The organism is Colwellia sp. SU-HH01172 (assembly GCF_057553355.1).
Genome location: NZ_BAAJMB010000005.1, coordinates 61106 through 83217, shown reverse-complemented (window position 1 = coordinate 83217; position 22112 = coordinate 61106). Strand labels below are relative to the sequence as shown.

Below are 22112 nucleotides of genomic sequence, written 5' to 3'. Positions count from 1 at the left end.
CACTTGGCTTTTATAGGTATAACAATGCAATCACTAATATTGAAAGGATTTATCATAACGTTAACAGCGTTATTATTCGCCTGTAGCTCCGGCGTAAAACACGTAATCGTTAACCCAGAATTATTGACGGGTAGCAGTAATGCCTACCAGCAAAAACAAGCGCAAATTAGCTTTACTGATTTGCGCCGCGCTAATCATATTGTGCAAATATTACGAGCCAATGCCGCTGCTGAGTTATATTCACCGCAACAGCCGCTAATAGACATCATCAAAACATCCTTATCTGCAGGTCTTAAGAAAAATGGTTTACAACTGCAACCATTGGCAGCAAATCAAATCGAAGTTATTGTTGATAATGCCTTAATAAGTGTGCAACAAGAGTTAGTTAAATACCAAGCCCACAACGCCATTAGTGTGCGTGTTATAGCCAACAACGGTCAAAAAACCCTAACCAAAACTTTTAAAATTTCAGGGAATAGTAATGGACCTTTTAGCGCTGACATTGCAGTTTTAGAGCGAGACTTTAATCAGCAACTTGCTAAGCTTTTAACCCAAATTACCAATAACAAAGAGTTACAAGCGTTTCTCAACTAGTTGCTTAACTTTTGGTTAATTATTATTTTATTGGATAAAGAATATGAGAATTTTTTCAGTTTTATTACTCGTACTATCACTTGGCAGTTATGCAAAAGACTTAACGATAGATCCTGATAATTTGTTTCCACAAGTAAAATTGGAAACGTCAATGGGAGTCATCATTGTTGAATTGGATCGTGTACGAGCGCCTATTACCGTCGATAATTTTTTAACTTATGTAGTCTCTGGCGAGTATGACAAAACAATTTTTCATCGCGTCATGCCGGAGTTTATCGTGCAAGGTGGCGGCTATAACAAAGATTTCGAACTAAAAAAAGTCAACGGCAACATTATTAATGAATCAGGTAATGGCTTAAAAAACGAAATAGGCACTATCGCGATGGCAAAAGAAAATCGCCCTCATACCGCCAACCGACAATTCTTTTTTAATGTTGCTGACAATAGCAGCTTAGATCCTGGCCGCCGTTGGGGTTATGCGGTTTTCGGTGCCGTCATTGAAGGACAAGAAGTGGTTGATGCCATGGCGCTTGTCAAAACCGATTACAATGATGAAATGTCATGGGAAGATGTGCCTGTTGAGCCTGTCATGTTGATCAAAGCAAGTTTATTACCAGCGATATAAAATAACACAGATCACTATCGGTTATTGCTTATGCACACCATTTTCATGTTAAATGAAATACACGCAAACTCTCAATAACTAAATAAACTCCATTTAACCACCCTAGCCCTTTAATTTCTCAACCATGCCTTTATGCTTTGATTTGAATAACAACTTAGAGGCATCTCACCGAAAAAACATTGATTATCTTGTTACAAAAACACCAATCTAATAATGTAAATCGCAATCCACACCAATCGATAAAATAAAATATCATTTTCAGTTATCGACCAACATTAATAGCAGCGCAAGTTACAATTTGATTACAATTTTGCACAAGTTTAATTTTGACAATTTAACTATTATCAACGATAACTAAGGAAAGCCGACCAGTAGCTACAGGCGTTACGCGATAAGTTATTAAATAAAAAAATCAAATCAGAATCATGTAAAAATGAGCAAGGAAAGTCATGATAATTGAGCAGTTTATCAATGAAAAAATCACACAAATTGGGGTTTATATAACCGCAGTCTTAAATCATTCTCTCCACTATACCGAGTTAGATCGATTTGTAGAAAACACTATGGCTGAGTGGACGCTATTAGATGTAATTGATGAAACACCAAGTAATGCCAGAGAACGGGTATTTTGGCATATTATGCATGAATTAAGTTTACATAGCGCCAATACACTTGAGAGTAATCTTTATTTTAAAAGTGAAATATCGACCTGCATAGATTTTTTTTCAGGCACTGGCAGCTACCCGATTGACTGCGTTGGTTGGCGACCAATTCCGTAAAACACATAACTTAGAAGTTAAAACAAAGTAATTTATTGCCAACGACTAAGAATCTTACAATCTATTTTTCCACTCGATAAGATTAAACTTCTGTTTGCTAATACATTTTGATAGCCTAGTTGCATCGTTTTATAGCATTCATTAGGCATTATCAGCAATGCAATCTCCTACCTTTAAACAGGCCATCTTTAATCGGCGTATGCTGATTTGTATTTTCACTGGTTTTAGCTCTGGCTTACCATTATTTATCCTCTATCAACTTGTGCCTGGCTGGTTACGCTCAGAAGGAGTAAGCCTGACAGAAATCGGCTTATTCTCCTTGATCGGTATCCCTTATGTATGGAAATTTATCTGGTCGCCATTAATGGACAGATACTCTTTACCTGTTTTAGGACGAAGACGCAGCTGGATGTTGCTTACTCAAATATTGTTACTGTTCTCAATTGCCGCATTTGGCTTTGTTGACCCGGTAATGAATATTTGGAGTGTTGCTTATTTAGCAGCCGCCGTGGCCTTTTTTAGTGCTAGCCAAGACATTGTTCTCGATGCTTATCGTCGAGAATTACTACCCGAACATGAACTCGGCTTAGGTAATTCAATTCATGTGCAAGCCTATCGACTTTCAGGACTAGTACCTGGTTCATTAGCCTTTATATTGGCTGATCATATAAGTTGGCAAGCGGTTTTTATTATTGTTGCGGCCTTTATGTTAATTGGCATTGTTTTAAGTATTTCAATAAAAGAGCTGAACAACGCAGAGCAAGCGCCAAGAACATTGCAACAAGCGGTCGTATTGCCCTTCAAAGACTTCATCAATCGAAAAGGTATTAAGTCTGCGCTACAAATTTTAGTATTTTTATTCCTATACAAACTGGGAGATAGTATGGCCACAGCCCTACAAACTCCATTTTTTATCGACCTAGGCTTTAGTAAAACAGAGATTGGTGTTGTCGCAAAAACGGCATCTTTGATTGCAATGACGATTGGCTTAGCTGTTGGTGGTATCGTGATGATTAAACTTAGTATTAATCGCGCCTTATGGTTATTTGGTTTTGTTCAGATAATCAGTATATTAGGCTTTGCGGCACTTGCAGAAATTGGCCATAATACCTACGCTTTAGCTATGGCAATGGGTTTTGAATATCTTGGTGTTGGTTTAGGTACTGCAGCTTTTACGGCATTCATTGCTAGGACAACTAATCCAGCATTTGCTGCAACTCAATTTGCTCTATTTACCGCATTGACGGCTCTTCCAAGAACATTTGCTAATGCCACTACAGGGGTTATTGTCGAACAAATAGGTTGGACAAATTTTTACTTTATGTGCACGGCACTGGCGATACCTGGAATGTTAATGCTATTTAAAGTCGCTCCGTGGCGAGAACAGCCAATCCAACAAAAACAACAGGAGATAGTGTAAATATGATCCGACTCTTTTTTTTAATACCGTTATTGATGTGCGCTATTTGGTATTGGTATTTACAGCACAACAACTACACCATTAAGCAAGGCTTGAAAGGTTTTGCTTATATTTTTGCCTTTAACGGTATTATTATCGCCTTTTTTGTTTTGATGCTATTTATTACCAATTGATCATTTCAGTGACATAAATAGCAAAAAAGCCGCTTAATGCGGCTTTTTAAATTTTAATAATTAGCATTGCTAACTAACATCTTACTCAACTAAAAAATTGAACGAAAACCTGAACGGCCACTGCGGCGGCTTGAGCGACGATTTCTCATGCGGCTGTGTAGTTCTCTTCGTTTAGAGTCTAACCATTCATCGCGAGTGATGGTAGCATCGCCACTACGGCCTTCTTCGCGAGTACGGTAATTACAAAACTCTAAAAATGCTTCAATATCATCTTTAAGTTCTTCTGCAACAAGCTCAATCATAATAGCATCATCTAAAAAGCCTAATACCGGAATATGATCAGGAACGAGATCTTCTGGATCACTAAAGTAAGCTAAAGCACTTAATACGTCAGCGCGCTCTTCTTCTGGTATTTTCCATTCAGAGTCTTCAATCATAGCGACTAAAGTTTCTAGCTTTTGAATTCTTTCGCTAACAAATGCCGGAACATCGCCTTTGACATCTTGGCTTAAGTTTTTTGCATTCTCTAAAATTTCTACTTCGCTTAAACTTTTTGCACCTGATTTAGCTTGTCTCATCACATCACGAAAATGGTCTAAATCTGACTCTTTCAACTCGAAGGTAACTTCAAATGCCATTATAATTCTCCTACTATTTGGCTTGCTTTGAACAGTAACCCCTTAAATTTAACAGAACATTGACAATACAGCACTAAAGAACTACAAAATTTTAACCATTTATTGTAAATAAATACCGTTTTTAGTGATTCTTCGCCCAGCTCGCCGCTTTGTGAAACGAAATCCTTCGTAAAAATAGTATTTGCAATCACATTTGCTTGAGAAAAATTCAATGTTAATATGCTAAGTAACTGTTTTATTTACTGCAAATATTATGTCTGACAATAGCAAAATCATCGACTCAGAAATGGCAACAACAGATAACAAAACTGATAATGTCATTTGTGAAAACTGTCATGCAAACGTTAGTGGCTCGTTCTGTGGTCAATGTGGGCAATCAGTTGAATCCACACTGAAATACTTCTGGAATGTCGTTCTGCATTTGCTCGATGATATTTTTAGTTTCGATTCGCGCGCATCTAGAACCTTATGGCCTTTGCTATTTAAACCCGCATTCTTAACCAATGAGTATATTCAAGGCCGACGAATACACTACGTGCCGCCATTAAGACTTTACCTATTTGTTAGTATTATCTTTTTTATTTCGCTTAAGTTTTTCGCCTTTGATGGCACTGACTTGCTTACTCATGAACAACGAATGGCTGAGCCGATAAAGCAAATAAGCCAACATATTAAACAACTAGAAAGCACAGTCGGTGATTTACCCAGTGCGCAACAAAATAAGCAATTAGAAAAAATTCGTCAATTTAAGCAGTATCAAGTAGATTTATCTGCGATTACCGCATCAAAAGCATCAGAGTTGACGCAGAAAATTGTTGAGTATGAATTAAGCCTAGCTAATAGTTCTGAGTCGCTGTCAGAAAAAGATAGCGAAAAATTAACAAAGCTGAAAGAGCAACTGGCAGCAATAAAATCAGGTAAAGTAACATCGGCTAACACCGATGTTTTCACGATTGCCAATAATGAGGACGGTACCCTAACCTTCGATTTTTTATCTGATGAGAACAATAAACGTTTAAGTACTAAGATAAAAGCGCTAGAGAAAAAAGGGCAACAAGCTTTTAATTCTGACGCTCGGCCATTAATTCAGCAATCAATTAGCAAATTACCGCAATTAATGTTTATACTTTTGCCGTTATTTGCCCTCATTCTGAAGATATTTTATGTATTTTCAAAACGTTTATATCTTGAGCACCTAACCGTAGCACTGCACAGCCACAGTTTCATTTTCTTAATTATTCTACTAGTCAACATACTCGATAACAGCCAAGAGCATTTAGCCGCAACAATGCCAACGTTAGCCAATTGGTTTGGCTATGCCGCAACCATACTTCTTACATGGATGCCATGCTATTTGTTCTTAATGCAAAAACGAGTGTATAAACAGGGTTATATACTTAGCTTTATAAAGTTTTCAGTTATTGGCATGATTTATATGAATTTAATTGCCGTAACCGCCGCTGCTGCCTTCATTTGGGGCTTAGCAGAAATTTAGCGGCTACCAATTATCTCAAAGAAACTAGCAAAAGCCCTTAACCCGTTTGAAACTGCATAGATGGGATATTTGTTAGATGCCTGAACATCATCGCTCTTTCACATCCATGTGATCGCGATATACCATTCTTCGTGAACATAAAAAAAGCACCCTAAGGTGCTTATTTTTCATCTATGTTTCACTAACCTAACAAATGTTATTCAGCTAATGGACGCATATGAGGGAATAAAATAACGTCTTTAATAGTTGGTGAATCAGTGAATAACATCACTAATCGATCAATACCAATACCTTCACCCGCTGTTGGCGGTAAACCGTACTCAAGTGCTTGAATGTAGTCCGCATCAAAGTGCATGGCTTCATCATCACCTGCATCTTTACCTTCTACTTGGTTTTGGAAACGTGCGGCTTGGTCTTCTGCATCATTTAGCTCAGAGAAACCATTCGCTAGCTCACGACCACCAACAAAGAATTCAAAACGGTCAGTAATAAATGGGTTTTCATCATTACGACGAGCTAATGGTGAAACTTCCCACGGGTATTCTGTGATAAAAGTCGGTTGGTCAAGCATATGCTCAGCAACTTCTTCAAAAATTTCACAAATATACTTACCTGCGCCCCAAACTTTAGAGGCATCAGTTTCTTTTACGCCAACCGCTTTTGCCATTGCTTTTAGTGCATCAAAGTTTTCTTCTGGATTGCGTAATACTGCTTCATCAAGATCGTTGCCATATTTCAAGATTGCATCAACCATAGATAAACGAACAAACGGCTGGCCAAAGTCATAGAACTTCTCTTCAACAACTTCGCCTTCAGCATTTTTCACAGTATTGCGAATCACAGATGTACCCATCACATCTTCAGCTAAAGTACGTAACATATCTTCGGTTAAGTTCATTAGGTCGTTGTAATCAGCATAGGCCTGGTAGAACTCAATCATAGTGAATTCTGGGTTATGACGCGTTGATAAACCTTCATTACGGAAGTTACGGTTAATTTCGAAAACCTTTTCAAAACCACCGACAACCAAACGCTTTAAGTAAAGCTCAGGCGCGATACGCATGTACATTTGAATATCTAAGGCATTATGGAAAGTTTCAAAAGGCTTAGCTGTTGCGCCACCAGGAATAGTTTGAAGCATTGGTGTTTCAACTTCCATGAAATCACGGTCAGTTAAAAACTTGCGAATACCGTCAACAATTTTTGAGCGAACTTTAAAAGTATTACGGGTGTCTTCGTTGATAATTAAATCAACGTAACGTTGGCGATATTTCGTTTCAACATCTGATAAGCCGTGGAATTTTTCTGGTAATGGACGCAGCGACTTAGTTAATAGCTCGTACTTATCCATGTTAACGTATAAGTCACCTTTGCCCGACATATGCATAGTACCGGTTACACCGATAATATCGCCAATGTCTAACGTGCCCCAACGCTCTTTAATGTCTTTTTGCACAGTTTTGTGTGCGTAAGCCTGAATGCGCCCCGTCATATCTTGTAATACTAAGAATGGACCACGTTTCGCCATAACACGACCAGCAATGCTGTAAATGCCTGTTTCAGCTTCAAGCGTTTCTTTATCTTTCTCACCGTGTTCAGCTTGTAAATCAGCAGCATAGTGTTTTCGGTCAAACTTATTTGGGTGGCCGTTGGCCGGACAGTTTTCTCGAATTTTTACTAATTTGCCACGACGCTCGGCAATCAATTTATTTTCGTCTTGGTTTGCTTGATCAGTCATTTTATTTCTCGTGTTTAACGTAATATGCTATTTAAATTAATGAGTCTATAGGCCAGATTTTAAACTAGCTTCTAAAAATTTGTTTAAGTCGCCGTCTAATACCGCTTGGGTATTGCGATTTTCTACTCCGGTGCGCAAATCTTTGATGCGGCTGTCGTCTAATACGTAAGAGCGTATTTGACTGCCCCAACCAATATCTGATTTACCATCTTCTAATTCTTGCTTGCCTTCATTTTGCTTTTGCATTTCCATTTCATACAATTTAGCTTTCAGCAATTTCATCGCCGTCGCGCGGTTTTTATGCTGTGAACGATCGGCCTGACAAGCCACTACAGCGCCCGTTGGCTCATGGGTAATACGAATAGCAGAATCAGTTTTGTTAACATGCTGACCACCGGCACCCGAGGCGCGAAAGGTATCGATACGTAAATCAGCCGGGTTAATATCAATTTCAATGTTGTCGTCAATTTCAGGATAAATAAATGCTGACGCAAACGAGGTGTGACGACGGCCACTTGAGTCAAATGGTGACTTACGCACTAAGCGGTGCACACCGGTTTCTGTGCGTAACCAACCAAAAGCATATTCACCGGTATATTTAATGGTACAGCCTTTTATGCCTGCGACATCGCCATCAGTAACTTCAATGGCTTCGGTTTTATAGCCATTAGCTTCGCCCCAGCGTAAATACATGCGCATCAACATTTCAGCCCAATCTTGCGCTTCTGTGCCACCTGAGCCTGATTGAATATCTAAATAGCAGTTGTTGGCGTCTTGTTCGCCGGAGAACATCCGACGAAACTCTAATTTTTCCAAGCTAGCTTCTAACGCTTGCGTTTCAACACCAGCATCGTTAAAAGTTTCTTCATCGTCTTCTTCAACGGCAAGTTCGACTAAGCCTTCAATGTCTTCACAACCCGAGTCCATTTGATCTATGGTTTCAACCACAGCTTCTAATGCCGAACGCTCTCGACCTAACGCTTGTGCGCGCTCAGGTTCATTCCAAACGTCTGGGGACTCTAATTCACGAACCACTTCAACCAAACGTTCTGACTTTTGATCGTAGTCAAAGGTACCCCCGAAGCATATTAGTACGTTCGCGGATTTCTTTAATTTTATTCAGTACTGGATTAACTTCTAACATACTTTTTTAACTGTTACGCCATCATTGATAAATAAATTGGAGAATAAAGGGAAAAATAACCAAAAAACAGTCGCGCATTGTAGCCTAATTATACGGTTAAATAAATGCTTGTACGGCGAGAGAAATATCATTTTATTATATTTTTCTCGCTCATTTACGCTATTAATTATCTAAGCAAATTCTCAGGTAACAAGATTATGAAACTTTAGCCTAATTGTTCCACCATTAATTGCAACGATTGCTTACCGCGAAATTCGTTGATGTCGAGGCGATAAGCTAAATGTACTTGTTTTGCTTGATGATCTGGCCAACGCTTGATATCAACATTAAATGCAATGGCATCATAAACTTGTTGATCTTTCTCAACCACTAATTTTAAATGTTTTTCACCAACAATACGTTGTTGGACAAGCGTGAAAGTGTCATCAAATAAAGGCTCTGGAAAATTTTGCCCCCATGGCCCAGCAGCTCGTAAAAGCTCGGCAAAATTAAGCGTCATATCTTCTGACGCTAGCTGACCATCTGAAGCTAACACACCGGTTAATGCTTCTGTGCTTAACCATTGCTGAGCATATTGTTCGAATAAATCAGAAAATTGTTGAAATTTATCGGCATGAATTGATAAACCTGCCGCCATGGCATGACCGCCAAACTTTAGAATAATATCAGGATGTTGGCTGTCAATGTGTTCAAGCAAATCGCGAATATGTAATCCTGGGATCGAGCGTGCCGAACCTTTAATTTCATCAAGGCTATTTTCATCGCTATCAATTTCAACATCATCACTCGCTTTAGCAAAAACAATACTGGGTCGATGGTATTTTTCTTTTAATCGCCCAGCAACGATACCAATAACCCCTTGATGCCAATCACCATGAAATAAGCTAATGCCATGGGGAAGGTTTTCTTCACTAAACTTTAAGCTTGCTAACACTTGCTCCGCTTCAACTTGCATGCCTTGTTCGATTTCACGGCGGGCTTTATTTAAATCATCTAAATCGGCTGCCATCACTCTTGCGGTTGATAAGTCTTTTGCCAATAAACAATTAATGCCAAAGGCCATATCATCCAAGCGACCAGCAGCATTAATACGAGGGCCAAGCGCAAAACCAAAGTCGCTCGCCACCAGCTTTTGTTGGTTTTTTCCTGCGATTTCAATGAGTGCTTGAATGCCTGGGCGCGTAGCCCCAGCTCGAATTCTTTTCAAACCTTGTTCGACTAAGATACGATTGTTAGCATCAAGGGAAACCACGTCAGCCACTGTGCCTAAAGCAACTAAATCAAGTAGTTGCGCAATATTAGGTTCGCTGATGTTTTGTTGTTCAAACCAGTGCTGTTCTCGTAAATACTTTCTTAGCGCCAACATAAAATAAAACGCGACACCAACACCCGCTAACGACTTACTAGCAAAGCCACAACCGACTTGATTTGGATTAACGATGGCATCGGCTGGCGGTAATTGAGCTCCCGGCAAGTGATGATCAGTTACCACAACTTGTAAGCCCAATGCTTTCGCTCGATTAACACCGGCGATACAGCTAATACCATTATCAACAGTCACTAATACTTGCGCACCTTGTGAGGCAGCAATTTCAACAATTTCTGGCGTTAAACCATAGCCATATTTAAAGCGATTAGGCACTAAAAAATGGTGATTATTCGAGCCGAGCATGGCTAATGCTTCCATCATTAACGCGGTGCTAGTAGCGCCATCGGCGTCAAAATCCCCGATGATGGTAATATTTTTCTTTTCTTGTAATGCGGTGTGTAGCAATGCACATGCTTCTGGCAGGCCTTTTAATGAGTCAACCGCACACAAATTTGCCACGGTTAGCTCAAGCTGCTGCTCACTCGTCACACAACGGCGAGCATAAATTTGTCGAATAATCGGGTGTAGTGTTTTAGGCAGGTGCTCATCATTAACTTGATGTCGGCGAATTATCTCTTTATGCATTGAATAAGGTCTTTTTAAGTTGTACTAAATCGTTTAACAATAGATACAAAAATGGCAAGTAAACCACTTGCCATTTGTTTAAATAAACTAGATAACCTGAACTTGGGATAATGAGAATGAAAAACATAACTATTTCAAAGCATTATCAACACTCAATCTACAGTCGTGGTATTTATCTCTAGTTCAAGGCGTTTAAGTGTGCCCAATAACGAGTTATTGGCAACTTGAACAACCTAGAAATAGGCTTTAATAGCGCTGCTGTAGCATTTTGCTTATCCCGAGCTCAGGTTAGGTATATATCAACCGTTTTATTGGGCTGTTTCCAATAAAGTAAATAATTTACTTGGGTCTTGATAGCCTGGCACCATCATACCATTAGCTAACATAATAGCAGGAGTACCAGTTACACCTACTTGGCGACCAAAGTTAAACTCACCTTCGATCGGTTTATCACAAATACGCGCGGCGACATTTGAGCCACTTTTCGCTTTGGTTAATGCATCTTGTGGATCTTCATGACACCAGATTGAACGTAAGTCTTTAAAGCCCTGAGAGTATCTTCCCGCACGATCTTTCACACCAGAACGAGGATATGCTAAATAGCGTATCGTAATACCTTTATCGTTATAATCTTCAATTTGCTCGTGCATTTTACGGCAATAGCCACAAGTAATGTCGGTAAATACAGTCACAACGTGTTTCTCATTTTTCGCTGGAAACACGATCATGGCATCAGAGAATTTTGCCATACCATCAACACGAACTTGCGCTAAACTCTCTTCCGTTAAATTACTTACGTTTTCACCTAAACCATACATTTTGCCATGCAATAAGAAATTGCCATCGGCACTGGCATAAAATAACCCTTGGTCGGTGATCACCTCAACAACACCAGCCATAGGCGACGGTTTAATACTGGCAATATTGAAGCCCAACATATTACTCAATTTAGCCTTGACACCGTTTAATTCAGCTGACTGAGGACTTGGTAGCATAACGCTATTATTAGCAGGTGTTGCGGGATCAGCTAAAACCACATTTGAATAACTAAAAACACTGAATAGTGCCGCGAATAAATACTTCTTAGACATAAAAATTTCCATTAATTTGATAGCGGATAATAGCGTGTAAATTTAACATTAATGACAAAGACCGCTTATAGTGGGCTAAAATTACAGTGAAAATGTGCTAATTGCAATAACAGCCAGCGGCGTCAAGTGCCATTTATTTTCTCATATCATCATTTAGACTGGCATTAATGCTGGCTTATTTGCTAAAATCGCGCAAATTAGTTCCCGTCACCTTATGTTTAGGCTACACAAACCTCGGTAATCATTATCAATGAATATAGCATTATTTTACGGCTCAACCACTTGCTACACCGAAATGGCAGCAGAGAAGATTCAAGCAGAACTAGGGGCGGAAATCGTTACCTTATTCAATATTAAAGATACCGCACTAGCTGAAATGGCTGCGCACGATATTCTTATCTTAGGCATCTCCACATGGGACTATGGTGAAATTCAAGAAGATTGGGAAGGACATTGGCCTGAAATCAACAACATCGACTTAGAGGGCAAAATAGTTGCACTGTACGGCATGGGCGACCAAATTGGCTATACCGAATGGTTTCAAGACGCACTAGGCATGTTGCACGAACAAGTTATTGCACAAGGCGGCTATGTTATCGGTTATTGGCCTAACCAAGGCTATGAGTTTGCGGCCTCTAAAGCATTAACAGCTGATCAGCAACAATTTGTTGGTTTAGCGCTTGATGAAGACAATCAATACAACTTGAGTGACGAACGTATTACGACCTGGTGCCAACAAATCAAGCAAGAAATTAATGATATCTTAACTGATTAAGTTAAATATCATAATAAATAGACAATTTTGGCAAGATCTTTAGGATAAATCTGATTTTGCCATTATAATCCGCAGCTATAAACCTTTGAAGAAAATTATTACATGTTTAATCAGTTTGACCTAGATTCCGCGTTATTGGGCGGTATTGAAAATGCCGGTTTTAAAAAGCCTACGTCGATTCAAGAATTAGTTTTACCCGTCGCAATGACAGGTAAAGACGTACTCGCCTCTGCCCCAACGGGAACAGGAAAAACCGCCGCATTTATTTTGCCCGCAGCGCAACATTTATTAGATTACCCACGTAGTAAGCCAGGATTTCCTCGAGTATTAATACTTTCGCCAACACGTGAGTTGGCATTACAGACTCACGAACAATGTGAAAAGCTAACGGCACTAACCAAAATTAAATCAGGTGTTATTACTGGCGGCGTAAATTACGGCAGCCATAAAGAGATCCTTACGACTAATACCGATATCTTAGTCGCAACACCGGGTCGCTTAATGGAATACATTGAGACCGAGCAATTTGATACTCGCGAAGTAGAGATTTTAATTTTAGACGAAGCTGATCGCATGCTCGATATGGGTTTTGCTGAAATTATTAATCGTATCGTTGCGGAAGCCCGCTGGCGCAAGCAAACCATGTTGTTTTCAGCAACATTAGAAGGTTCCGCAGTGGTAAGGTTTTCACGTGAACTGCTTAATGAACCGGTATTTTTAGAGTCTAATCCTTCACGCAAAGAAAAAGCAAAAATTCATCAATGGTTGCACCTTGCAGATAATAAAGAGCATAAAGTTGCGCTATTAATTAACTTATTGAAACAAGAAGAGTTAGCTCGCGTTGTGGTTTTTGCTAATAAACGAGAAACTGTACAATATCTCTCTGGCAAGCTTTATGGCGACGATATTCCGTGTGTTTGGCTCGAAGGTAAAATGCTACAAGACAAACGCAACACCTCGGTTGAACGCTTACGCAATGGTACGGTAAATGTATTAGTGGCTACCGACGTTGCTGCTCGTGGTTTAGATATCGATGACATTACTCATGTGATTAATTTTGATATGCCGCGCACCGCTGATATTTACTTGCATCGCATTGGTCGTACAGGGCGTGCTGGCAACAAAGGCACGGCAATTTCGTTAGTTGAAGCACATGATATGGCGGTTATCGGCAAGATAGAACGTTATGTTGACGAACGTTTACCTCGTCGTGTTATTGAAGAATTAAGACCGAAAAATAAAGAAGCGCGCGTTGCAATTAAAAAAGCAAAAGTGAAAAAAACCGTCGCTCAGAAAAAGGCAAAAGCGAAGAAACAAGCCAAGCGTAATAAAAAATAGCTATTCATTTCTTTATTGAAATAATTAAATAGTCATTACGAATAAAACCTAAACCAAGAAGCAACTCAAAGGTTTAGGTTTTTCATTTTAACGCTATTACAAATACCAGTATTCTAGAATATTTCACTCTAAAAAGTGTAGCTTGCGCCAATAAATGCACCAGTTACTTTATCGTCGCCAATCAATGGACTATCCGTTATCGCATCATCAAGTTTGGTATACTGCGCTGAAGCAATCAAATTCCAGTTATTGTTGATTTGATAAAAAGCAGATAAACCAAAGCTATAGTTGGTTACAGAGCCCACCGTGTAGGCGGTTCTACCTACAGTTTCATCAACCTGTTTAGCTGACACACCATAAATATAATTTGCATAATCACTACTTTGCCAATGCATTGTCGCATGAGCCTGCACCATAAATTCTCTACCGATATTAAAAATTGGGACTTCAATCCCTAAATCAGCAGTTAAGCCCTTTGAATGGCCAGAAATATCTTGCTCTACGCTTAAGTTAACGAATTTCCAATAACTATCCACCTTGAAAGTGAAATCCCCCTCCGGCGAGTCATAGCCATTAAAAACTACATCGGTTGACTTCTCTGAACTCATCAACTTGTCCGTATCGTAACCGTCATTACGATAATTTACCCCCATACTTAAGCCAAAATCTTCCTCACTTAGCAAGCTATATGAAACTATGCCATCTTTACCAATTAACCAATGGCCATATTCCGCTGAAATTAGCGGCACTAAACCTTGTTTGGCATCAGTACCTTTCCACGCTTCATGCTTGGTATTAACACCAACCCCAGTGGTAATTTTCCACTCATCAGCCTGCGCTAACTGTGGTAAACTTAGCAAAGCAAAAAATGAGCTAGTTAGCGTAATCGATTTTATTTTATTGCCATTTAGCATGTTAAATATCTCCTATAATTGATGGAGATATTGTACTTGGAAGATATTTTTTAACCGTTGTTTAAGTGTTCACTAATGTATAAAAATTGTAATGAATTTCCTTTATCACTTTACGGTAAATTAAGATTGCTGCACTAACTACCCCCCTGCTTAATTTTTAAATAAATTTACATAGCACACTTTTAAAAATTCGTTTACAGTAGGGCAAGAAATTGTTTCATTATGTAATCAGTGCAGTAGAAAATAAAACACATGAAAACCAAGACGTCAAACGATAATAAATCGGTCCAAGAACAAGCAAATCTTTGGATAACACGCCTTGATAAAGGATTGTCTAGCGTTGAAAAGCAACAATTAGTTGCTTGGATTAATCAAGATAAAAGTCATTATTCTGCCTTGCGTAGAATGTCGTCATTGTGGGGAAATATTAGCACCCAACATGAATTAAATGGCTTGTTTGATACCAAACAAGATAAAAAACCGACAACTGATTACCTGATGAAAAGCTGTTTAGCCGCCAGTATTTTTTCCGTTGCCTTGCTAACAGCCAACTTATTCAATGACGTCAATAAATTGTGGCAAACGCCAACTCCTTCCAGTGCACAGCAATTGGCGTATCAAACATTTAGCACTCAATTTGGCCAACAAAAGCAAATCACCCTAACAGATGGAAGTTCGGTAATACTAAATACCAATACCGTTATTGAAGTTGCTTATAGTGATCTACAACGAAAAATTACCTTACTGCGTGGCGAAGCAAAATTCGATGTTGCCAAAGATAGAAATCGCCCGTTTACCGTGATATCAGGCCAAAACTCCTTCACCGCATTAGGAACAATTTATAACGTTCAGCGTGATAACAGCCTTAACATGGAGTTACTGGTAAAAGAAGGAAGGGTTTTAGTCAGTAAAGCAAATACTCCCAGAACAGCACTACTAGCAGCAATTAGAAACTCTCAAACAGCGGCAACAGTAAATTCGAATAATATGGTGAGTGCCGGTGAAAAACTGGCCATTGTTGACGATAGAACAACCACTAAACAAGCACTGTCGATACCTGACATTGAAAAAGAATTAGCGTGGCAGCAAGATATGTTAATTTTTGATGGCGAGTCATTGGCGCAAGTGTTGTCTGAAGTTCAAAGATACAATGCGGTTAAATTTATGCCTATCACTGATGACATTGCAAAACTTAAAGTCTCCGGTTATTTTAAAACTAACGATATTAATGGCTTATTACAGTCATTAAACTATAACTTTGCCATAAACCATCAAAAGCTTAATAACAATACTATTTCACTAAATCGAGCTTAGCTAAATCGAAAGATAGTGTAAAATGAGTAAAACTATTACGAAGTAAATTCCTTTGAATTTGCCTTGGTAGAAAAAATAATAACAAGCTTTAACGGAAATTAAGCATTGATAGCATCTATTTTTCAATTCGCTTGGCTAAATACAGTAAAACGTAGCCACCAAAGACGCAAAAAGTTGTTAATCTGTGCAACATTTTTATGTTTGCTATACCCGTATATTGCTAAATCTGCCGAACTCATTTACTTCGATATTGAACAACAAAACGCTAACCAAGCACTAATTTTGTTTGGACAACAAAGCCAACAAACCATTTTATTTTCATTTGAATTAACAAAAAGCCTACAAACTAAAAAGATTAAGGGTTATTACACCGTTGATTTTGCCATTAATAAATTACTTCGCGATTCTGGACTGAAAGTTGTTAAGAATGACGAGCAAGTTATCGCAATTGCCGCTATTGACGTTGAAAAAAATGCAGTATCAGCAGCTAGCGCTATACCTGCGCAAGAAAATAAAACACCTGATGCTGTCGCCATTGAGAAAATCGCCATTGTTGGTAGTCGCACGGCCCGTCGCTCTATAACTGATTTACCGGTTCCGGTAGATATTCTCCCTTTTAGTCGATTAAAACAGTCTGGACAAACCAATGTTGGCGATATGTTGCAAGCGATTGCCCCGTCATTTAACTTTTCAAAATCTGCGATTAGTGACGGCAGCGATGTTTTGCAACCGGCTACGTTGAGAGGACTAGGTCCAGACCAAACCTTAGTATTAATTAATGGTAAACGCCGGCACCAAGCAAGCTTAATACACATCAACAACTCCGTAGGACGTGGCACCGCAGGCACCGACTTAAATGCGCTCCCCATTGCCGCGATAAAGCGTATAGAGATATTACGAGACGGCGCAGCGGCACAGTATGGCTCAGATGCTATTGCTGGCGTTATCAATATTGTCCTTAAAGATGACACCTCAGCTAATTATGCTGAAGCTTCTTATGGCAAACATGCGCAAGGGGATGGCATAAGCCAACAAATTGAATTTTCGAGCAGTATGCCACTCTTTGAACAAGGCTACGCTAACGTTTCAGCTAGCCTAGCAGATCACCAGGCAACAAATCGGGCTGGCCAACACGGCTCATGTATCTATAGAGGCTGTGTACAACTGGGGCCGGATCAATATCAAACTTCCAACCCAAATGAAATAAATGCTGCTCGAACAAACTTTGAAATTGGTAAGCCGGAATATCTACAACAAGCATGGGCGCTCAATGCTGGCTATAGCACGAATATTGGCGAACTATATGGTTTTGCGACCTATTCAACAAGAGACAATAGCTCGGCGGCATTTTTTAGAACCGCAAAAGACCAACAAACAAACCCAATATTGCAAGATAATCAAGCAACATTAACCGATGGATACTTGCCGAGAATAGCTTCAAATATTGCCGATCATTCTTTTAATTTTGGCTATAACCTCGAGTTCGATAATGGTGTTTCCGTTGACACCTCATACACTTATGGCAAAAATAAAATAAGCTACCAGACGGAGCATGCTATTAATGCTTCCTATGCAAATTTTCTACGCTTTCAAGAAAACTGGTCAGCGCAACAAATTCGAGAAAACATTCCACAAAGTGCTCATGCCTACGACCTTGCCTTATCGCTACAAACGTTGAATGTAGATATTAGAAAAGATCTTGATTGGGCGACACTCGCCTTAGGATTAGAACTTAGGCAGGATCATTATCAAGTTAAAGCCGGAGAAAAATATAGCTACTTCGACTATGACACCCTGGCGAATAACTCATTATTCGCCAATGATGCGATCGCGGGTATTCAAGGCTTTCCGGGCATTGCTCCTAGCTCTGCCGTTGATGAAAAGCGCCACGTTCGCTCATTATATTTGGAAGTTGAACAACAACTGTTATCAGATCTCTTTGTCAATACGGCGGCAAGGTTTGATCACTACGACGGATTTGGCTCTTCATCAAATATAAAGCTTGCTGGCCATTGGCAAAGCCGTGACTGGCTAACCTATCGAGCAGCTATTAACACCGGCTTTCGCGCTCCGTCTATGCAACAGCTTTACTTCAACAATACCAGCACGCAATTTTTAGTTAACGATAACGAGCAACTTATCAGCCAAAAAGTCGCCACATTTCGTAATGACAGTCAGTTAGCGAGCGCGATAGGAATTCCTGAATTAAAAGAAGAAACTTCAACAAACTTAAGCTTGGGTGCTATTGCAAGTTTTGACAATGACCTAACGCTGACTTTTGATTATTATCATATATCGATAAAAGATCGAATAGTGCTAAGTAGCGGCATATGTACTGGCCTTAATGAGACTTTAGACCAATTACTTTTGGCTGAAAACGTTGACAAAGCACAAGTATTTTTAAATGGTGTCGACAGCAAAACTCAAGGCATTGATATTATTGCCACATGGCAAACACCATTTGCTCAAGGGCAACTCGATTTAACACTGGCAGTAAATTACACTAAAACAGAGGTACAGCGATTATTTACACCATCAACCAGTACCTTAAATAGCTTACCTGTTGACAATGTATTCTCGCAGCACGACATTGCCATTATTGAAGATTGGCAACCCGAAAGCAGAATTAATTTTAATATTAATTATCAGCTGCAACAATGGCGCTTTAATCTCACCTTAAACCATTTTGGCAAGTACAGTGTTATCGATGGAGAGCAGCAAACTTACGGTGCAAAATTACTAACCGACCTTCGTATTGAACATCAAATCACCGATAGCATTGAACTTTACTTTGGTAGCAATAACCTATTTAACGTTTACCCTGATAAAAATACCATAGGTAATTCAAGAGCAGGAAGTATTATTGATGATGCTGGAAATAGCATTGTCGATAGCGACGGTGTATTCCAATATTCACGTCGCTCAGCACCTTTTGGTTACAACGGCACCTATTTTTATACTGGTGTAGCGATCAACTTTTAACCATAAATTATGTTATTAATTTACCCTGAACTTGGGATAATGAGAATGAAAAACATAGCTATTTCAAAACATTATCAACACTCAATCTAAAATAGTGGTATTTATGTCTAGTTCAAGGCGTTTAAGTGTGGCCAATAACCGGTTATCGGCAACTTGAACAACGTAAAAATAGGCTTTAATAACGCTACTGTAGCATTTTGCTTATCCCGAGCTCCGGTTAATTTAAGCCATCGGCACGCCAAAACTTTGTGCCTTTAATCGTAGCTTGCAGTGCTAAACCACTTTCAGTAAAGGTATAAACAGTAACATCACCATAATATGCTTCACCTTCTACTGAGCCACCTTTATTGCCTGCTTTTGCTGAAGCATCGGCATTACCGCCAAACGTCCAACCACTGTTAATAAAATTCGTCATTGCTTTTCGAGTATGAAATACCATGACAATTCGATAATCTTTAACGCCTAAACCAAGCCCTACACCTCCTTCCGCCATATTCATGTAGGTATGCCTTTTGCTGCGCATATCTTTTACCACGCCATAACCAGTGCCGGCTGCCATAAAAATCAAATTAATATTAGCATTTGAAAACACCGCATAACCGGGTGCTGAATTTAATTGTTGCCGTGTATCAGGCTTTTCGGTAAAAAGCTGAGTTAGCACCGCCTCTTTCATTTGCAAAATATTGGCCTGTTTTTCAGCTTTAGTACCATTTCCCATCGTTGCACAAGCAGAGATAGCCAGGGAGATAACTAACAAGAAAATAGCGGGAAACAGTGACATTTTAGACATAATGGTAAAACCTATTGCGACATCAATTAGTTGAAGCTTAGCAGAGGATATATATATCCCCAAACCTCCCAAATCCCAATATTGGTTTAGTTCACAGTATTTACGCGGGCAGTACTTTTACTTCAAGGGCTAATGGTAACTGAAGAGTAATAACTATGGTGTTGACCTAATGTTACCTAACTAGATAACATTAGGTCTTATAAGGCCTAATAGGTTAGTTTGCTTATTGATAAAACAACCGCTTAATTTACATTTTTTTGCGGGTAAATACCCAATCATTGCCTTGACTAAATTCACTTGAATATTGATAGCCAGCAAGATCGAACGCTTTTAATTGCTCAAGTTCAGTAATTTCATTTTCAATAATATAACGTGCCATTAAGCCACGGGCTTTTTTAGCAAAGAAACTGATCATTTTATATTGACCATTTTTCCAATCTTTAAACGCCGGAGTGATCACCTGAGCTTGTAATGATTTTTTCTTCACCGATTTAAAGTATTCATTTGACGCTAAGTTAATTAATATGTCATCACCTTGCGCAGCAATTGCGGTATTTAAGTGCTCAGTAATGATATCGCCCCAAAATTGATATAAATTGCTGCCACGTTCATTTTCCAGCTTTTTGCCCATTTCTAAACGATAGGCTTGCATCAAATCTAAAGGTTTTAGCAATCCGTACAAACCGGATAAAATTCGCATATGTTGCTGTGCAAAGGCAAAATTATCTTCATTAAAAGTTTTCGCATCTAAGCCGGTATAAACATCACCATTAAAAGCTAAAATTGCTTGTCGGGCATTATCAACAGTAAAAGGAGTTGACCATTGGCCAAAACGCGCGGCATTAAGGCCTGCTAACTTATCACTTATGCCCATTAATGAACTAATATCAGCGGGGGTTAGCTTTTTGCATTGCTTTATCAGCACTTTACTATGCTCAAGCAACTCTGGTTGAGAAAACTGCTTAGTCACTAACGGGGAATCATAATCAAGGTTTTTCGCGGGAGAAACAACAAGTAACATGGCTGATCTACTCTCTAAATTAAAATGATTTTTTGCCACTATAACATAAGCAAAAATGAATATAATCGCCTTAACAGGAGTTTATTAATACAAGAAAGCATAACTAAGAAAAATATATCTGATTTCCTCTAAGTTATTCCATAAACTCACTTGCTAATTTATGAAAATTTGATACAAATATAGATGAATAAGACAGATACCTAGCAATTTCATCTATTTTGCTCGAAAAACGTTGTAATATTTCACCAAAACGTACTCAATAACTCATTTGATTCCATTATTAAATTCAAGGGACATGTTATGACAGATCAACTTTCTCAATTAAAAGCAATGACCACTGTTGTTGCCGATACCGGCGATATTGAAGCCATTGCCAAGTTTCAACCACAAGATGCGACAACGAACCCATCATTATTATTAAAAGCCGCCTCGTTATCAAATTACCAGCATTTACTAGCGGCTGCTGTCGAGTGGGCAAAATCGCAATCAAACAATACAGAGCAACAAGTGATTGACGCTGCCGATAAACTCTCGGTATTGATTGGCCTAGAAATATTAAAAATAGTCCCGGGTAGAATTTCCACCGAAGTTGATGCACGTTTATCTTTTGATAGCCAAGCCTCGATTGCCAAAGGTAAAAAATTGATCGCTATGTACAATGAAGCCGGTATTAGTAATGACCGTATTCTAATTAAAGTGGCGTCTACTTGGGAAGGTATTAAAGCTGCTGAGCAACTAGAGCAAGAAGGCATCAACTGTAACTTAACCTTGTTATTTAACTTTGCTCAAGCACAAGCTTGTGCTGAAGCAAATATTTACCTTATTTCACCATTTGTTGGCCGTATCCTTGACTGGCACAAAAAAGACAGTGGTAAAAGCGAATATTTAGCGGCAGAAGATCCTGGCGTAATTTCGGTATCTAGCATTTATAATTATTACAAAGCGAAAGGTTATAAAACCGTGGTTATGGGGGCAAGTTTCCGTAACACTGGCGAAATACTAGAATTGGCCGGCTGTGACCGACTAACCATTAGCCCTAACCTAATGGATGAATTAGCTAATTCAAACCAAGTGGTAAAACAAAAACTATTTGCTGAACAACCCGCTATCGCCGATGAAGCGCCATTAACAGAAACTCAGTTTAGATGGCAAATGAACCAAGACGCTATGGCGACAGAAAAGCTTGCTGAAGGTATTCGTAACTTTGCCATCGACCAAGCAAAATTAGAGCAACAATTACTTGCCATGCTTTAAGGCCCAGTTAACATTTTATTAAAATTGAACTTGCTAAAATTTATAGTTTTGTAACAAAAATGCAAAATAATGT

General features: G+C 39.0%; 19 protein-coding genes. 11 read left to right on the top strand and 8 right to left on the bottom strand.

Annotated features, from left to right (window positions below):
* The first annotated feature begins 24 nt into the window (after positions 1–24).
* The 5 genes from AC27JP_RS13965 (at position 25) to AC27JP_RS13945 (ending at position 3591) form a co-directional block, all read left to right on the top strand.
* Positions 25–594, top strand: a complete 570-nt coding sequence (locus AC27JP_RS13965; protein WP_487116115.1) for a YajG family lipoprotein — start codon at positions 25–27, stop codon at positions 592–594.
* Positions 595–637: 43 nt separating this feature from the next.
* Positions 638–1219: a peptidylprolyl isomerase gene (locus AC27JP_RS13960; RefSeq protein WP_487116113.1), complete on the top strand. Its 582-nt coding sequence runs from the start codon at positions 638–640 to the stop codon at positions 1217–1219.
* Positions 1220–1668: 449 nt separating this feature from the next.
* The gene (locus tag AC27JP_RS13955; RefSeq protein WP_487116111.1) at positions 1669–1998 is read left to right on the top strand and encodes a hypothetical protein; all 330 of its coding nucleotides are present in this window, start codon (positions 1669–1671) and stop codon (positions 1996–1998) included.
* 157 nt (positions 1999–2155) lie between these two features.
* Entirely contained in the window at positions 2156–3418 is a 1263-nt protein-coding gene (locus tag AC27JP_RS13950) for an AmpG family muropeptide MFS transporter (RefSeq protein WP_487116109.1), read from the top strand.
* A gap of 2 nt (positions 3419–3420) precedes the next feature.
* Positions 3421–3591: a hypothetical protein gene (locus AC27JP_RS13945; protein ID WP_487116107.1), complete on the top strand. Its 171-nt coding sequence runs from the start codon at positions 3421–3423 to the stop codon at positions 3589–3591.
* 89 nt (positions 3592–3680) lie between these two features.
* On the opposite strand, the gene AC27JP_RS13940 is transcribed toward AC27JP_RS13945, so the two are convergent.
* Complete coding sequence (locus AC27JP_RS13940) at positions 3681–4229, bottom strand: YkvA family protein (RefSeq protein ID WP_487116105.1); 549 nt, start codon at positions 4227–4229, stop codon at positions 3681–3683.
* A gap of 253 nt (positions 4230–4482) precedes the next feature.
* Here AC27JP_RS13940 and AC27JP_RS13935 point away from each other — a divergent pair, with 253 nt between their 5' ends.
* A complete protein-coding gene (locus tag AC27JP_RS13935; protein ID WP_487116103.1) occupies positions 4483–5724 on the top strand; it encodes a DUF3667 domain-containing protein in 1242 nt (413 codons plus the stop codon).
* Between the two features lie 196 nt (positions 5725–5920).
* Here AC27JP_RS13935 and lysS read toward each other — a convergent pair whose 3' ends face one another.
* The 4 genes from lysS to dsbC all read right to left on the bottom strand — a co-directional run bounded on the left by lysS (position 5921) and on the right by dsbC (position 11651).
* On the bottom strand, positions 5921–7462 hold the full coding sequence (lysS, locus tag AC27JP_RS13930) for a lysine--tRNA ligase (RefSeq protein WP_487116101.1): 1542 nt from the start codon (positions 7460–7462) through the stop codon (positions 5921–5923).
* Positions 7463–7507: 45 nt separating this feature from the next.
* Positions 7508–8606 (bottom strand): peptide chain release factor 2 gene (prfB, locus tag AC27JP_RS13925; protein ID WP_487116100.1). Its coding sequence is split into 2 segments (ribosomal slippage): positions 7508–8530 and positions 8532–8606, totalling 1098 coding nucleotides; the frame shifts between segments, so codons are not numbered across the junction.
* A gap of 205 nt (positions 8607–8811) precedes the next feature.
* The gene (gene recJ, locus AC27JP_RS13920; RefSeq protein ID WP_487116098.1) at positions 8812–10560 is read right to left on the bottom strand and encodes a single-stranded-DNA-specific exonuclease RecJ; all 1749 of its coding nucleotides are present in this window, start codon (positions 10558–10560) and stop codon (positions 8812–8814) included.
* A 308-nt stretch (positions 10561–10868) separates the two neighbouring features.
* A complete protein-coding gene (gene dsbC / locus AC27JP_RS13915) occupies positions 10869–11651 on the bottom strand; it encodes a bifunctional protein-disulfide isomerase/oxidoreductase DsbC (protein WP_487116096.1) in 783 nt (260 codons plus the stop codon).
* Between the two features lie 250 nt (positions 11652–11901).
* Here dsbC and fldB point away from each other — a divergent pair, with 250 nt between their 5' ends.
* Both fldB and srmB read left to right on the top strand, forming a co-directional pair.
* Complete coding sequence (gene fldB / locus AC27JP_RS13910; protein WP_487116094.1) at positions 11902–12426, top strand: flavodoxin FldB; 525 nt, start codon at positions 11902–11904, stop codon at positions 12424–12426.
* Between the two features lie 102 nt (positions 12427–12528).
* Positions 12529–13764 (top strand): ATP-dependent RNA helicase SrmB, encoded by a 1236-nt coding sequence (gene srmB, locus AC27JP_RS13905; RefSeq protein ID WP_487116092.1) that lies wholly within the window; start codon positions 12529–12531, stop codon positions 13762–13764.
* Positions 13765–13892: 128 nt separating this feature from the next.
* On the opposite strand, the gene AC27JP_RS13900 is transcribed toward srmB, so the two are convergent.
* The gene (locus AC27JP_RS13900) at positions 13893–14678 is read right to left on the bottom strand and encodes a MipA/OmpV family protein (RefSeq protein WP_487116090.1); all 786 of its coding nucleotides are present in this window, start codon (positions 14676–14678) and stop codon (positions 13893–13895) included.
* A 252-nt stretch (positions 14679–14930) separates the two neighbouring features.
* On the opposite strand from AC27JP_RS13900, the gene AC27JP_RS13895 reads away from it, so the two are divergent.
* Entirely contained in the window at positions 14931–15992 is a 1062-nt protein-coding gene (locus tag AC27JP_RS13895; protein ID WP_487116088.1) for a FecR family protein, read from the top strand.
* A gap of 105 nt (positions 15993–16097) precedes the next feature.
* Positions 16098–18974, top strand: a complete 2877-nt coding sequence (locus AC27JP_RS13890; RefSeq protein ID WP_487116086.1) for a TonB-dependent receptor plug domain-containing protein — start codon at positions 16098–16100, stop codon at positions 18972–18974.
* A gap of 217 nt (positions 18975–19191) precedes the next feature.
* Here the strand turns inward: AC27JP_RS13890 and AC27JP_RS13885 are convergent, their stop codons facing one another.
* Both AC27JP_RS13885 and yaaA read right to left on the bottom strand, forming a co-directional pair.
* A complete protein-coding gene (locus AC27JP_RS13885; protein ID WP_487116529.1) occupies positions 19192–19755 on the bottom strand; it encodes a lipid-binding SYLF domain-containing protein in 564 nt (187 codons plus the stop codon).
* Between the two features lie 256 nt (positions 19756–20011).
* Positions 20012–20785 carry a peroxide stress protein YaaA gene (yaaA, locus tag AC27JP_RS13880; RefSeq protein ID WP_487116084.1) on the bottom strand — a complete coding sequence of 258 codons (774 nt, stop codon included), beginning with the start codon at positions 20783–20785 and terminating at the stop codon, positions 20012–20014.
* Positions 20786–21085: 300 nt separating this feature from the next.
* On the opposite strand from yaaA, the gene tal reads away from it, so the two are divergent.
* Positions 21086–22039 carry a transaldolase gene (tal, locus tag AC27JP_RS13875; protein WP_487116082.1) on the top strand — a complete coding sequence of 318 codons (954 nt, stop codon included), beginning with the start codon at positions 21086–21088 and terminating at the stop codon, positions 22037–22039.
* The last annotated feature ends 73 nt before the right edge of the window (positions 22040–22112 follow it).

Coding starts and splice junctions, on each gene's coding strand:
- recJ (WP_487116098.1), bottom strand. CDS start 10,560: ATGCATAAAGAGATAATTCGCCGACATCAAGTTAATGATGAGCACCTG.
- AC27JP_RS13945 (WP_487116107.1), top strand. CDS start 3,421: ATGATCCGACTCTTTTTTTTAATACCGTTATTGATGTGCGCTATTTGG.
- AC27JP_RS13955 (WP_487116111.1), top strand. CDS start 1,669: ATGATAATTGAGCAGTTTATCAATGAAAAAATCACACAAATTGGGGTT.
- fldB (WP_487116094.1), top strand. CDS start 11,902: ATGAATATAGCATTATTTTACGGCTCAACCACTTGCTACACCGAAATG.
- AC27JP_RS13895 (WP_487116088.1), top strand. CDS start 14,931: ATGAAAACCAAGACGTCAAACGATAATAAATCGGTCCAAGAACAAGCA.
- AC27JP_RS13885 (WP_487116529.1), bottom strand. CDS start 19,755: ATGTCACTGTTTCCCGCTATTTTCTTGTTAGTTATCTCCCTGGCTATC.
- AC27JP_RS13965 (WP_487116115.1), top strand. CDS start 25: ATGCAATCACTAATATTGAAAGGATTTATCATAACGTTAACAGCGTTA.
- dsbC (WP_487116096.1), bottom strand. CDS start 11,651: ATGTCTAAGAAGTATTTATTCGCGGCACTATTCAGTGTTTTTAGTTAT.
- AC27JP_RS13950 (WP_487116109.1), top strand. CDS start 2,156: ATGCAATCTCCTACCTTTAAACAGGCCATCTTTAATCGGCGTATGCTG.
- lysS (WP_487116101.1), bottom strand. CDS start 7,462: ATGACTGATCAAGCAAACCAAGACGAAAATAAATTGATTGCCGAGCGT.
- tal (WP_487116082.1), top strand. CDS start 21,086: ATGACAGATCAACTTTCTCAATTAAAAGCAATGACCACTGTTGTTGCC.
- yaaA (WP_487116084.1), bottom strand. CDS start 20,785: ATGTTACTTGTTGTTTCTCCCGCGAAAAACCTTGATTATGATTCCCCG.
- srmB (WP_487116092.1), top strand. CDS start 12,529: ATGTTTAATCAGTTTGACCTAGATTCCGCGTTATTGGGCGGTATTGAA.
- AC27JP_RS13935 (WP_487116103.1), top strand. CDS start 4,483: ATGTCTGACAATAGCAAAATCATCGACTCAGAAATGGCAACAACAGAT.
- AC27JP_RS13940 (WP_487116105.1), bottom strand. CDS start 4,229: ATGGCATTTGAAGTTACCTTCGAGTTGAAAGAGTCAGATTTAGACCAT.
- AC27JP_RS13900 (WP_487116090.1), bottom strand. CDS start 14,678: ATGCTAAATGGCAATAAAATAAAATCGATTACGCTAACTAGCTCATTT.
- AC27JP_RS13960 (WP_487116113.1), top strand. CDS start 638: ATGAGAATTTTTTCAGTTTTATTACTCGTACTATCACTTGGCAGTTAT.